This window comes from Bacillus sp. NMCC46, assembly GCF_002998465.1.
Lineage (GTDB): Bacteria > Bacillota > Bacilli > Bacillales > Bacillaceae > Bacillus.
Map to the genome: position 1 here is coordinate 548,561 of NZ_PVQZ01000001.1, position 13,311 is coordinate 561,871.

Below are 13,311 nucleotides of genomic sequence, written 5' to 3' on the forward strand. Positions count from 1 at the left end.
CTTTCAGGGTTCTATCTTTTTAATTCTTCATGGAATTACGATAATCCTGCTAGCTTTTTCTTCTTCGCTGCTTTCTCACGTTCGTTTTTATCTAAAATTTTCTTTCTTAAACGAATCGATTCAGGTGTAACCTCACAGTATTCGTCTTCATTCAAGTACTCAAGAGATTCCTCAAGTGACATAATACGTGGTTTCTTCATGCTCACCGTTTGATCTTTCGTCGCTGAACGTACGTTTGTTTGTTGTTTCATACGGCTCACGTTGACAACAAGATCGTTCTCACGGTTATGCTCACCAACAATCATTCCTTGGTATACTTCAGTACCCGGCTCAACGAAGATCACACCGCGCTCTTCAACGCCTTGGATTCCGTAAGCAGTCGCTTTACCTGTTTCCATTGAAACAAGTACACCTTGACGGCGTCCGCCAACTTGGCCAGACTGCATTGGCTGATAGCTGTCAAACGTATGGTTTAAAATACCAAAACCACGAGTTAATGAAAGAAATTCAGTTGTATATCCGATTAAACCACGTGATGGCACTGTAAAGATCAGGCGAACTTGACCGTTACCATTATTGATCATGTCAATCATTTCACCTTTTCTTGCGCCCATTGATTCCATGATAGAGCCAGTGTGCTCTTCTGGTACATCAATTTGAACGCGTTCAACAGGCTCACATCGAACACCATCAACTTCTTTTACAATAACTTCTGGCTTCGATACTTGTAATTCAAATCCTTCACGTCTCATATTCTCAATAAGAATGGATAAGTGAAGCTCTCCGCGTCCAGATACAACCCAAGCATCAGGTGAATCAGTTGGATCCACACGAAGACTGACGTCTGTTTGAAGCTGCTGCTCTAAGCGCTCTTCAATTTTACGTGATGTCACGTATTTTCCTTCACGGCCTGCAAATGGGCTGTTGTTTACAACAAACGTCATTTGAAGTGTCGGCTCATCAATACGAAGGATTGGCAGGGCCTCTTGGTGTTCTACCGGACAAACCGTTTCACCTACGTTGATGTCTTCCATTCCCGATACAGCAACAAGATCTCCTGCTTTCGCTTCGTTGATTTCCACTCGTTTTAACCCTTGGAAACCAAAAATCTTTGTCACACGGAATTGTTTCACACTGCCGTCAACTTTCATTAAGGCCACTTGCTGTCCTACTTGCATTGTTCCTCTGAATACACGGCCGATCCCGATTCTTCCAACATAATCATTGTAATCAAGTAGTGCCACTTGGAATTGAAGCGGCTCTTCATGGTTATCAACTGGGCAAGGGATATGGTTCACAATGGCTTCAAACAAAGATTCCATGTTTTCATCTTGCTTGCTCGCATCGTTACTTGCTGTACCATTGATTGCTGATGCATAGACAACTGGGAATTCAAGCTGTTCTTCTGTTGCATCCAATTCAATGAACAAGTCAATTACTTCATCGACTACTTCAGCCGGACGAGCAAAGTCGCGGTCAATTTTGTTGACAACAACGATTGGTGTTAAGTTTTGCTCAAGTGCTTTTTTCAGCACAAAGCGTGTTTGAGGCATACAGCCTTCATAAGCATCCACAACGAGAAGTACACCATCTACCATTTTCATGATACGCTCAACTTCACCACCGAAATCGGCGTGTCCTGGTGTATCTAAAATATTAATGCGTGTATCTTTATAATGGATCGCAGTATTTTTAGCTAAAATCGTAATACCGCGCTCTCGCTCTAAATCATTTGAATCCATGGCTCTCTCAGCGATATTTTCATTCGCACGGAAAGTACCAGCTTGATGGAGCAATTGGTCAACAAGCGTCGTTTTACCATGGTCAACGTGGGCAATAATTGCGATGTTGCGAAGATCTTTTCGAAGTTTCACATTTTCATCTCCTAAAATAATTAGATAACTTTCATATTATATCACAATCCCCTTTAAATGCCGATCGTTTTTCTGTAAACTTATATTAACTCTAAAAAAAGGGATGGAGACAAATGAAACAAATCAAATGGCTTCTATTATTATGTGCATTACTTGCAGTTGTCAGTATGGCGTTTATTGGGGTATCTCTTGCAGAAAAAAACGTGCTGGGTATTTGTCTAAGTATTATGTTCGCCATGATTTTCATGGGTACAGGATTTACATTAAAAAGAAAATTAAACGTGCAATCATAAAATTCCTCAAAAGCCTTTTACATTCTACATGTAGAAGGCTTTTTATTTTGAGTAAAAATAAGACCAACCACCTATGAAAGCTCGAGTGTAGAGACAAAACATATCATATAGAATTGGCAAAAGTAAGCAATCTGAACCTCTTCATTTTTCGACAATAACGTTTATAGTTCTCCAAAACCAAACATAAAGTTACAATTTTCCTATTCTTCCACAAAGTTTCTCATGGTATGCTGTTCTTGCAACAAAATTTAACAGAAAAGGGAGAGAAAAGAAGCATGAAGAAGTTTTTGAGCAAATCGCTCAGCTCTGTTGTATTTTTCGCTTTAGCTATTATCCTTACCTTCACAACAGTAGCTCCTGGGCAAGCAAGTGCTGCAACTTTCAAAGGGATTCCTTTCGAGCAGCAGCAAATCATTAAAGAATTATTGGAGAAAAACGAGCGCGTCATCAACATTCTCATCAATTCATTTGTTGAAGAAGACAACAGCTACACATTTGATGTGAAAAAAGCTGTTGAGCTCGGACTAACTGAAGAAGAAGCGGCGACTGCTGAGAAATTCTTAGATCGCGCAGCTGTTCTTACAATCGTTTTCAGTGAAAGCATCACTAAAAACGAAAAAGGGAAATTGATCTTTGATTCAGCAAAAGCTGTTGAACTTGGTCTTACGAAAGAAGAAGCAGCTAAATTCGAAAAGCTTTTCAAATCAGTGATCAGACTTGCTGATCTTGCTGGTGATGCACTTGTTCTAGACAAAAAAGGAAACGTTGTAATTGATTCAAAAATTGCAAAAGGTCTTGGATTCAGCTCTACTGAATTACTTGTTTTCAACCAAATGCTTAAGAAAATTCCTCAAGAGCAATTAAAAACGTTCTATGATGCAGTTCAAATGGCAAAAGAAAAATTAAGCTAAGCACAAAACCCCCATCTGGTTCGCCCAGATAGGGGTTTTTTATTTCAGCCAATAAAGAATGATCACTTGACTTTTTCATATCGACAACTAGTCATTTGTTACCAAAAAGTTTCATCAAACACAAAAAATCACTTCATTCTCATGAAGTGATTTGGTTTATTTTTTATTTTCACTGCGTTTTATGTAATCGTGCAAGATCTTTTCACAAACGGATCGATTTCCGGCGACGATGCTGTTTTTCTCTAGAAACGTTAGGCGTTCTCCGTGTATATTTGAGTAGACTGCCCCTACTTCATCTAGAAGCACACAGCCTGCTGCATAATCCCATGGCGCAAGCCTTAACGTGACGTATGCGTCACTTCTGCCGCTTGCGATATAAGCGAGCTCAAGGGCAGCTGATCCAATCGTTCTCGTCCCTCTCACATCACGCACGAGACGGGCAAACGGTTTAGCATCAAAATAAGGGCTTTCGATCGCCCAGGTCGGGTTAATGCCGACAATGGCTTTATCAATCGCTACATCTTTTAATGGCGGAAGCAGGGTATCATTCATATAGGCCCCTTCTCCTTTGACCGCATGGTAAAGCTCGTCATGAATGACGTCATAAATAAGACCGATTTTCCCTATGCCATTTTCAAATATCCCGATTGAAATGGCAAAGTTGCGTTTTTGATGGACAAAGTTCATTGTGCCATCGATCGGATCAATGATCCACACGATCCCATCAAGTGAGGTCACCTCTTCCCCTTGTCCCTCTTCTCCTAAAATGTGATGATCTGAAAATGTCGATTGTATCTTTTCAATGAAAAAACGTTCTGTTTCTTTATCGATATTAGTGACAAGATCATTTGGATTTGATTTTGTTTCAATTGATAGACCTTCCTGCATGGAGGCTTTAATACGGCTTCCTGCTTCTTTTACCCAAAGCTTTGCAAGACGGTCAATTTCCACCCAGTTTGTCATCAGACTGTAAACCTCTTTTCTATGTAATACCTATTTGTTTTAGCATACTGATATTATGTACGTAAAAGCAAGAAAAAAGCAGCTTCATACAAAAACGAACCGATGAATTGGTTCGTTTTTACCTCACCTTGTTTTACCCTTTAAGCTGCTCCCATTCTTTTCTTAGGCGCTCAAGCTTTCGTTTGCTGCGTTCGATTTGGATGTCATCTTTTTGCTCGATGGCTTCATGAAGCGTAGAAAGCTCATAATCCACCTCTAATCTCCACACAGCGATGCGATTCTTCTTCTCCTGTCTATACCCCTGCTTCACGATTTGCTTCATTTGGTCAACGCCCCTTCCAGAGAATGATTCAATCCTTGTCAGTTTTCATTGATAAAAAATTCAATCGATAAGAGAATTGGTTCTTGCTTATATCGTATGAAGCGATCGCATAACCGCAACGACATTCTAAAAATTGTGTCTTTACCTATTTGTTATGTACCACAAAATCGTTGTTTTTAAACGCTGCCCTATTTCCTCTACAATCTTTGATCTGTTGGTGCATCTTTTTTTGAGCTTAACCCAAGCTATGATAAAATATGATCAGCGAAAGAATACAGGAGGCATAATATGAGTGAAATGCGTTTTAGAGATGAAGATTTTGAGACATTTACAGTTGACGGTTTAGATGAACGAATGACCGTATTAAAAGAAAGAGTCCGTCCAAAGCTTGAGGCACTTGGTGAACACTTTGCACCACTTCTTTCTTCTATTACAGGAGACGAAATGTTTGTACATGTCGCAAAGCACGCTAGAAGGTCAGTCAATCCGCCAAATGATACGTGGGTTGCTTTTGCAAACAGCAAGCGTGGGTATAAAAAACTCCCTCATTTTCAAATTGGGCTTTGGAAAACACATGTCTTTGTATGGTTTGCGCTCATTTATGAATCTCCTGTGAAAGGCGAGTATGGTCAGCTGTTCGAAAAAGAACTAGATACCATTCAGAAGAAAATACCACAAGATTTTGTTTGGTCTAAAGATCATATGAAACCAGATGTCATGCGTCACAGCGAGCTTGATGCAGAACAGCTGAAAACGCTGTTTGAACGTGTCCAAACGGTGAAAAAAGCTGAGCTCCTTTGCGGCATTCAGCTGCCTAGAGAAGAAGTCGTTCAAATGAATAATGAAGAATTCTTATCAAAAATCGAAGATGCCTTCCGCACGTTGACTTATCTATACCGCTTTACACAAAAAGAATCTGTATAAAAAAAACGAGCCCATGCAGGCTCGTTTTTTCTTACATACGTATAATGGCTGTCTCTTCTGCCTCTCTTGCAGATTTCACTGTACGATAAGGAGAATACCCGCTTTCCTTTTCAAACGCTGCACAATGCGTCTTTTCCTCTGCTTTTGATGGCACAACCTCTTTAAATCGTTTATAAGTATCTAATAACTCCTGCTTCGCAATTCCTTTTTCATAGGCTTTTTCAACAGCTTGAAAAAACGAAATAACGGCAATCTTTTCCTCTGTCGTCCAGTCGACATCCATTGGATATTGATATTCCATTTACTTGTCCCTCACTTTAACACTCATTTCTTATTTGAACTTTTATTATAGCATCTGTTCGATCAGAAACCGATTGATTTTATGCTTTACATTCCGATCAGTTCATAATATAATTCTTTTGTTTTATGCAATGAAATCTGCCATTATTGGCACAATAATAGCAGGTATTTCGATGAAGGTGGGAAAGCAATTGTCACAACATGATACACCCTTATACACTGGACTAAAAAAGCATGCAGCAACCAATCCAGTCCAATTTCACATTCCAGGCCATAAAAAAGGAGCCGGAATGGACCCTGAATTTAGAGCATTCATTGGCGACAATGCATTAAGCATTGATCTCATTAATATAGAACCTCTCGATGATTTACATTCACCTCGAGGGATGATAAAAGAAGCACAGGAGCTCGCTGCTGAAGCATTCGGTGCTGACCATACATTCTTCTCCATTCAAGGAACAAGCGGCGCCATCATGACAATGGTGATGACCGTATGCGGACCTGGAGATAAAATCATCATTCCGCGCAACGTCCATAAATCGATTATGTCCGCCATTGTATTTTCTGGCGCAGTTCCTGTTTTTATTCACCCAGAAATAGACAAAGAGCTTGGCATCTCTCACGGCATTACACCAGAATCAGCGAAAAAGGCGCTCACGGAGCACCCAGATGCAAAAGGTCTGCTTGTGATTAATCCGACATATTTTGGGGTTTCAGCAGACTTAAAATCGATTGTAGACATTGCCCATTCATTTCATGTGCCTGTCCTTGTCGATGAAGCACACGGCGTGCATATTCATTTTCACGATGAGCTTCCACTATCTGCGATGCAGGCAGGTGCCGACATGGCAGCAACAAGTGTCCATAAACTCGGCGGTTCCCTTACCCAGAGCTCTATTTTAAATATGAAGGAAGGGCTTGTCTCAAAAGATCGCGTACAATCGATTTTGAGCATGCTGACGACAACGTCTACTTCTTATTTGCTCTTGGCGTCACTTGATGTCGCTCGAAAGCGATTAGCCACTGAAGGAAAGGCACTTGCAGATGAAGCCATCCGTTTGGCTGAATCAGCGAGAAACCGTTTGAACCAAATTGATGGCATTACGTGTATTGGCAAGGAAATACTCGGTTCAGCTTCTACGTACGATTATGACCCAACGAAATTAATTATCTCAATTAAAGACCTTGGGCTAAATGGCCATGATGTCGAAAAATGGCTGAGAGAAAGCTACCGGATTGAAGTGGAGCTCTCTGACCTTTACAACATTTTATGTATTGTGACCCCTGGTGATTCTGATGAAACAATCGATACGCTTATAACGGCTATGAAGGAAATTGCCGCAACCTCTACAAGTGAGAGCGGCACACAAGCGGTCACAGAAGTCCTGCTGCCTGAGATTCCATCGCTTGCCATGACGCCGCGTGACGCCTTTTACGCCACAACAGAAGTGGTTCCGTTTAAAGAAGCAGCGGGCCGCATCATCGCAGAGTTTGTTATGGTGTACCCGCCAGGCATTCCTATTTTTATACCAGGAGAAATTATCACAGAAGAAAATATCTCATATATCTTTAAAAACATTGAAATTGGTCTCCCTGTCCAAGGACCAGAAGATTCAACGCTTGAAATGATCCGCGTGATTAAAGAACAAAAACCAATTTTATAAAAAAGAAACATGCAGCCCCAAATGGAGCTGCATGCTTTTTTATTTATTCAGAGGCTTCATCACAGCAATGACAGTGACCACACGTTCCGTATAGCGTTGTCACTTTTTCATTTTCAAATTGATCAATGGTTTCATTGCAATCTTGACAAATAATTGTACCCACGTACATTCCCCTTTTCTTCATTCATAATTTGAAAGCGTTTAATCTATTTCATATCTCTATAATATGATGTCACATTTAAGTTGTCAACGGTTAATTGTATGACACATTTAAATATTTTTTATGATTATGTGCTTTTTTCTCATCATATTGAGGGAACGTTTCAATTGTATTTTGCTTCATATCAATTCTGTAACAATTGAGTAACAATCGAAAATTGTCAAAAAGGACATGATACACTAGAGTGACTAACAGGTAACCAGCTCCTAAAAATGTTGGGACAACCCCAAAGGATTTTGAGGTGAATAGATTGAATTTTATGAGGTCACTTCTCATTATATTCCCCATGCTCTTTGTACTTAGTTCATGCTCATTTGCGTATATCATACCGAATCAGACCGACCAAGTCAGTCATATTCAGAAACCAAGAATTCTCTTTTTTACAGATGCAGAAAATCTTGATAAAGAAAGTCCTTATTATGATGCAGTCCTCGATTTAAAGAATGAATATCCGAAGGAAATGTCAAAGATGATTGTGAAAGAAGATCGTAAAGGCTGGAAAAATGAAGTAGACGAATTGCCGGCTATTTTACTTGTAAATAATGAAAAAGTCATTGTGAAGGTTGAAGGAAATGTCAGCAGCAAAGAGGAAATTTTATCGCCCTTATGCCACGCTTTAGACCGCGTGAATACAAATTAATGGCCTAACCTTGCACTTATATATCCATATGAAAAAGCCCCTCATCTCATGAGGGGTTTTTCATATGGGAGCGCTCAAAAAAACCCTCTCCATCAAGAAGAGGGTTTTAATAGGTTCATTATTTTACGATATGAATTGGGCTTCCAATTGCTACTTCAGCCGTTTCCATTGTAATTTCACCTAAAGTTGGGTGAGCGTGAATTGTCATTGCGATATCTTCAGCAGTCACTCCAGCTTCGATTGCAAGGCTAAGCTCTGAAATCATATCAGAAGCGCCAACACCTGCGATTTGTGCACCGATCACAAGACCATCCTCTTTACGAGTGATCATCTTCATGAAGCCATCAGTTGCATCAAGAGAAAGTGCACGTCCGTTTGCTGCGAATGGGAATTTCGCTGCAACGATGTCGATTCCTTCTTCTTTTGCTTCTGCTTCAGTGTATCCAACAGTTGCAAGTTCTGGCTCAGAGAATACAACAGCAGGAATACCAAGGTAATCAATTTCAGCTGGCTCTCCAGCGATTGCTTCAGCTGCAATTTTACCTTCGTAAGAAGCTTTGTGTGCAAGTGGTGGTCCATCAACGATGTCACCAATTGCATAGATGTTAGATACGCTTGTACGGCATTGTTTGTCTGTTTTGACAACTCCGCGGTCAGTCAATTCAACACCAACTTGCTCAAGACCAAGCTCATCTGTGTTTGGACGACGACCAACAGTCACAAGTACGTAATCAGCATCAACTGTTTTTTCTTCACCTTTTACTTCGAAAGTAACAGTGACACCATCAGATTTTTCTTCAACGCCTTTTGCAAGAGCGTTTGTATGGATTTCAACGTTTCCTTTTTTCTTCAGGTTACGTTTAACCAATGAGCTCATTTGCTTTTCGAAACCTGGAAGGATTTCGTCTCCACCTTCAAGGATGACAACTTCTGTTCCAAAGTTTGCATAAGCAGTACCAAGCTCAGTACCGATATATCCACCACCGATCACAACTAACTTCTTAGGTACTTCTTTAAGCGCTAAAGCACCAGTTGAGTTGATCACGCGGTCTGTGTATTTAAAAGTAGGCAATTCAATTGGACGAGATCCAGTTGCAAGAATTGCATTTTTGAAAGTGTAAGTCTGTGCTGAATTTTCATCCATTACACGTACAGAGTTGCTGTCTACGAAATAAGCTTCACCTTTAACGATGTCTACTTTATTTCCTTTAAGAAGACCTTGAACTCCACCTGTTAATTTGTTTACAACAGAAGCTTTCCACTCTTGAACTTTTGTGAAATCAACTGTTACGTTTTCAGCTTTGATACCCATGTCTTCAGAATGCTTAGCATTTTCAAAACGATGGCCAGCATTGATTAATGCTTTTGAAGGAATACAGCCAACGTTTAGACATACACCGCCAAGTGTTCCTTTTTCAACGATTGTTACTTTTTGTCCAAGCTGTGCAGCACGAATAGCAGCTACATATCCACCAGGACCTGCACCGATGACAAGAGTATCTGTTTCGATTGGGAAATCTCCTACTACCATGACATTACGCCTCCATTAAAATTAATTGTGGATCATTCAATAAACGCTTGATGTGGTTAAGGGCATTTTGCGCAGTAGCTCCGTCGATCATACGGTGGTCAAAGCTAAGGGAAAGAGCTAAGACTGGAGCTGCAACGATTTCGCCATCACGAACAACCGCTTTTTCAGCGATACGGCCAATACCAAGGATCGCTACTTCTGGGTGGTTGATGACTGGAGTAAACCATTGTCCACCAGCAGAACCGATGTTTGTGATTGTGCAAGATGCACCTTTCATTTCAGCTGGAGCCAATTTACCATCACGTGCTTTTGTTGCAAGCTCATTGATTTCGTTAGACACTTCGAAAATCGCTTTGCGATCTGCATTTTTCACAACTGGAACGAGCAGGCCTTTTTCAGTGTCAGCTGCAATTCCGATGTTGTAGTAATGCTTTTGAACAACTTCATCTGTTTTATCATCGATAGAAGTGTTAAGTACTGGGTACTTTTTCAAAGCAGAAGTTAGAGCTTTTACAACGTAAGGCAAGTAAGTTAACTTGATTCCTTGATCAGCTGCAACTTGTTTGAATTGTTTACGATGTGCAACAAGGTTCGTTACATCAACTTCATCCATTAATGTTACGTGAGGAGCTGTATGCTTAGAGTTCACCATTGCTTTCGCGATCGCTTTGCGGATGCCGCTCATTTTCTCGCGAGTTTCTGGGAATTCTCCTTCAAGAACTGGAGCTGCTGCCGCTTTAGGAGCTGCTTCTTCTTTCGCACTTTCAGCTGCTTGAGGTGCTGCTGCTTGAGCTGCAGAACCACCATTAACGAAGCTGTCGATATCTTCTTTTAACACACGTCCGTTTTTACCAGAACCTGCAACTTTGTAAATTTCAACGCCTTTTTCGCGAGCATATTTACGTACAGATGGCATAGCGATGACGCGTTTGTTTGGATCAGCATCTACTTGCTCTTGTGCGCCTGCACCAGTTGCTGCTGCCGCTTCTTCTTGTGCCACTTCTTTCTTCTCTGGCTCGTTACCAGCTTCAGCAGTACCTTGTACTTGAGCTTCAGTTTTTGCTTCGCCTTCTTCTTCGCTGCCTTTAAATTGAAGATTTTCGTAACCAGGTGCATCAAACGTAATGATTGTTTGTCCTACTGTTGCAACTGTTCCCTCTTCAACTTTTAATTCTAATACTTTTCCTTTAACAGGTGAAGGAATTTCTACAACTGCTTTATCGTTTTGTACCTCTGCTAAAACGTCATCTTCATTGATTTCGTCGTTTGGTTTTACAAACCACTTAACGATCTCACCTTCGTGGATACCTTCTCCGATGTCCGGAAGTTTAAATTCAAATGCCACTGTTTTTCGCCTCCTAGATTTTGTTGAATCCTTGTTGTGTATATTTACACGGTCATGTAATTGATAAAGGGGAAGAGAAATAAATTCTTTTCCCCTCTGTCATTTAATTAAAATTCAAGAACTTTCTTAGCTGTTTCAAGCACGTCTTTATGGTTTGGAAGCCATACGCTCTCAGCTTGAGAGAAAGCAAATACAGTATCAGGTGCAGCTACACGAAGTACTGGTGCTTCTAGGCTAAGGATTGCTCTGTCATTGATTTCAGCTACTACGTTTGCAGCAATACCAGCTTGTTTTTGTGCTTCTTGAACAACGATCGCACGACCTGTTTTTTCAACAGAAGCGATGATTGTTTCAATATCAAGCGGGCTTACTGTACGAAGGTCGATCACTTCAGCAGAAACGCCTTCTTTTTCAAGTTCTTCAGCAGCTTTAAGTGATTCGTGAACCATTGCACCATAAGTGATGATTGAAAGGTCAGAACCTTCACGTTTCACGTCAGCTTTACCGATTTCAATTGTGTACTCTTCTTCAGGAACTTCCTGACGGAAAGAGCGATAAAGTTTCATATGCTCAAGGAACACAACCGGATCGTTGTCGCGGATTGCAGAAATTAATAGTCCTTTTGCATCGTAAGGTGTTGAAGGAATGACAACCTTGATACCAGGCTGTTGTGCGATAAGACCTTCTAAGCTGTCAGCATGAAGCTCAGGAGTATGAACCCCTCCACCGAATGGAGAACGGATTGTCACTGGAGAATGCCAGCGTCCGCCAGAACGGTAACGCATACGAGCCATTTGTCCAGAAACAGAATCTAATACTTCGTAAACGAATCCGAAGAATTGAATTTCCATTACTGGGCGGAATTCTTGTAGTCCAAGGCCAATTGCAAGACCGCCAATACCAGATTCAGCAAGTGGAGTATCGAATACACGATCCTCACCAAACTCTTTTTGCAATCCTTCAGTCGCACGGAATACGCCGCCGTTTTTACCAACGTCTTCTCCGAAAACGAGAACGTTTTCGTCATTTTTCAGTTCTGTGCGTAACGCATCAGTGATCGCTTGAATCATTGTCATTTGCGCCATGGCTTACTTCGACTCCTTCTGTTTGTAAATTTCAAGCTGTTCAACTAAGTTGAATGGTTTCACATCGTACATGTTATCAATCAAGTCAGTGACTTTTTGCTTAGGCTGTTCGTCAGCTTCTTTGATCGCTTGTTTGATTTGTTCTTTTGCATCTTCGATGACTTTATTCTCTTCTTCTTCAGACCATAGGCCTTTGTTTTCCAAGAATCTGCGGTAGCGTACCAATGGATCTTTTTGCTCCCACTCATTTTCATCTTCTTTTGTACGATATCTTGTTGGATCGTCACCAGCCATTGTATGTGGACCGTAACGGAATGTAAGAGTTTCGATTAATGTTGGACCTTCGCCATTTACAGCACGCTCACGAGCTTCAGCAGTTGCTGCATATACAGCTAATGCATCCATACCGTCAACTTGTACGCCTACGATACCAGCTGCAGCTGCTTTTTGTGCAATTGTTTGTGCAGCAGATTGCTTCTCAACAGGTGTAGAGATCGCATATCTGTTGTTTTGGACAACAAAAATCGCTGGCGCTTTGTAAGCCCCTGCAAAGTTGATACCTTCGTAGAAATCACCTTGTGAAGCTCCGCCATCACCAGTGTAAGTGATTGCAACAGCATTTTTACCGCGCTTTTTCAAACCAAGAGCTACACCAGCAGCTTGAATGATTTGTGCACCGATAATGATTTGTGGAGAAAGTGCATTCACATCTTCAGGCATTTGGTTACCAACAAAGTGTCCACGAGAGAACAAGAACGCTTTTGTTAATGGAAGGCCATGCCAGATTAATTGTGGTACATCACGATATCCCGGAAGAATGAAATCTTCTTTCTCAAGTGCAAAGTGAGTTGCAAGCTGAGAAGCCTCTTGTCCAGCTGTAGGCGCATAGAAGCCAAGACGTCCTTGACGGTTCAATGAAATTGAACGTTGATCTAATACACGTGTAAACACCATACGGCGCATTAATTCTTTTAATTGATCATCTGAGAGATCCGGCATTGCCGCTTCGTTTACGACTTCGCCTTTTTCGTTTAAAATTTGAAACGTTTCAAACTGCTTTTTGATGGCATCAAATTGCTTTTTGCTATCAACAATTGCTTTTTTTGTTTTTGCAGCCATTCTAAAGTCACCTCTTCCTTTCTTTTAACAGTCAATTTGTCGTGAATCCATTTATACATACAGATATAGGATAACCCAAAATACACATATGACTCCTGTATTTAATAGCCACTAGGATCG

General features: G+C 40.9%; 14 protein-coding genes. 5 read left to right on the forward strand and 9 right to left on the reverse strand.

From position 1 onward, the window contains the following. Positions 1–35: 35 nt before the first annotated feature. A complete protein-coding gene (typA, locus tag C6Y01_RS02760; RefSeq protein ID WP_034662645.1) occupies positions 36–1,874 on the reverse strand; it encodes a translational GTPase TypA in 1,839 nt (612 codons plus the stop codon). 113 nt (positions 1,875–1,987) lie between these two features. On the opposite strand from typA, the gene C6Y01_RS02765 reads away from it, so the two are divergent. Next, positions 1,988–2,167 (forward strand): DUF5325 family protein, encoded by a 180-nt coding sequence (locus C6Y01_RS02765; protein ID WP_034662648.1) that lies wholly within the window; start codon positions 1,988–1,990, stop codon positions 2,165–2,167. 275 nt (positions 2,168–2,442) lie between these two features. Beyond that, positions 2,443–3,078: a hypothetical protein gene (locus C6Y01_RS02770; protein WP_066030952.1), complete on the forward strand. Its 636-nt coding sequence runs from the start codon at positions 2,443–2,445 to the stop codon at positions 3,076–3,078. Positions 3,079–3,234: 156 nt separating this feature from the next. Here the strand turns inward: C6Y01_RS02770 and C6Y01_RS02775 are convergent, their stop codons facing one another. Together C6Y01_RS02775 and C6Y01_RS02780 are read right to left on the reverse strand one after the other, a co-directional pair. Beyond that, positions 3,235–4,041 carry an inositol monophosphatase family protein gene (locus C6Y01_RS02775; protein WP_034662652.1) on the reverse strand — a complete coding sequence of 269 codons (807 nt, stop codon included), beginning with the start codon at positions 4,039–4,041 and terminating at the stop codon, positions 3,235–3,237. A gap of 133 nt (positions 4,042–4,174) precedes the next feature. Beyond that, positions 4,175–4,363, reverse strand: coding sequence for a hypothetical protein (locus tag C6Y01_RS02780; RefSeq protein WP_003211901.1), 189 nt, complete (start codon positions 4,361–4,363; stop codon positions 4,175–4,177). Positions 4,364–4,651: 288 nt separating this feature from the next. Here C6Y01_RS02780 and C6Y01_RS02785 point away from each other — a divergent pair, with 288 nt between their 5' ends. Next, positions 4,652–5,287, forward strand: coding sequence for a DUF1054 domain-containing protein (locus tag C6Y01_RS02785; protein ID WP_095285103.1), 636 nt, complete (start codon positions 4,652–4,654; stop codon positions 5,285–5,287). Between the two features lie 31 nt (positions 5,288–5,318). Here C6Y01_RS02785 and C6Y01_RS02790 read toward each other — a convergent pair whose 3' ends face one another. Then, positions 5,319–5,588, reverse strand: a complete 270-nt coding sequence (locus tag C6Y01_RS02790; RefSeq protein ID WP_034662658.1) for a UPF0223 family protein — start codon at positions 5,586–5,588, stop codon at positions 5,319–5,321. Between the two features lie 190 nt (positions 5,589–5,778). On the opposite strand from C6Y01_RS02790, the gene C6Y01_RS02795 reads away from it, so the two are divergent. Then, positions 5,779–7,251: an aminotransferase class I/II-fold pyridoxal phosphate-dependent enzyme gene (locus C6Y01_RS02795; RefSeq protein WP_106036756.1), complete on the forward strand. Its 1,473-nt coding sequence runs from the start codon at positions 5,779–5,781 to the stop codon at positions 7,249–7,251. 43 nt (positions 7,252–7,294) lie between these two features. Here C6Y01_RS02795 and C6Y01_RS02800 read toward each other — a convergent pair whose 3' ends face one another. Continuing rightward, positions 7,295–7,414, reverse strand: coding sequence for a GapA-binding peptide SR1P (locus C6Y01_RS02800; RefSeq protein ID WP_003212464.1), 120 nt, complete (start codon positions 7,412–7,414; stop codon positions 7,295–7,297). Positions 7,415–7,730: 316 nt separating this feature from the next. Between C6Y01_RS02800 and C6Y01_RS02810 the strand changes: the two genes are divergently transcribed. Next, positions 7,731–8,111 carry a hypothetical protein gene (locus tag C6Y01_RS02810; protein ID WP_223249880.1) on the forward strand — a complete coding sequence of 127 codons (381 nt, stop codon included), beginning with the start codon at positions 7,731–7,733 and terminating at the stop codon, positions 8,109–8,111. 118 nt (positions 8,112–8,229) lie between these two features. On the opposite strand, the gene lpdA is transcribed toward C6Y01_RS02810, so the two are convergent. The 4 genes from lpdA to pdhA all read right to left on the reverse strand — a co-directional run bounded on the left by lpdA (position 8,230) and on the right by pdhA (position 13,191). Beyond that, positions 8,230–9,642, reverse strand: coding sequence for a dihydrolipoyl dehydrogenase (gene lpdA, locus C6Y01_RS02815; protein WP_003211097.1), 1,413 nt, complete (start codon positions 9,640–9,642; stop codon positions 8,230–8,232). 4 nt (positions 9,643–9,646) lie between these two features. After that, positions 9,647–10,987 (reverse strand): dihydrolipoamide acetyltransferase family protein, encoded by a 1,341-nt coding sequence (locus tag C6Y01_RS02820; protein ID WP_034662667.1) that lies wholly within the window; start codon positions 10,985–10,987, stop codon positions 9,647–9,649. Positions 10,988–11,094: 107 nt separating this feature from the next. After that, entirely contained in the window at positions 11,095–12,072 is a 978-nt protein-coding gene (pdhB, locus tag C6Y01_RS02825; protein WP_012009824.1) for a pyruvate dehydrogenase complex E1 component subunit beta, read from the reverse strand. A 3-nt stretch (positions 12,073–12,075) separates the two neighbouring features. Beyond that, positions 12,076–13,191, reverse strand: a complete 1,116-nt coding sequence (pdhA, locus tag C6Y01_RS02830) for a pyruvate dehydrogenase (acetyl-transferring) E1 component subunit alpha (protein ID WP_034662669.1) — start codon at positions 13,189–13,191, stop codon at positions 12,076–12,078. Positions 13,192–13,311: the final 120 nt, after the last annotated feature.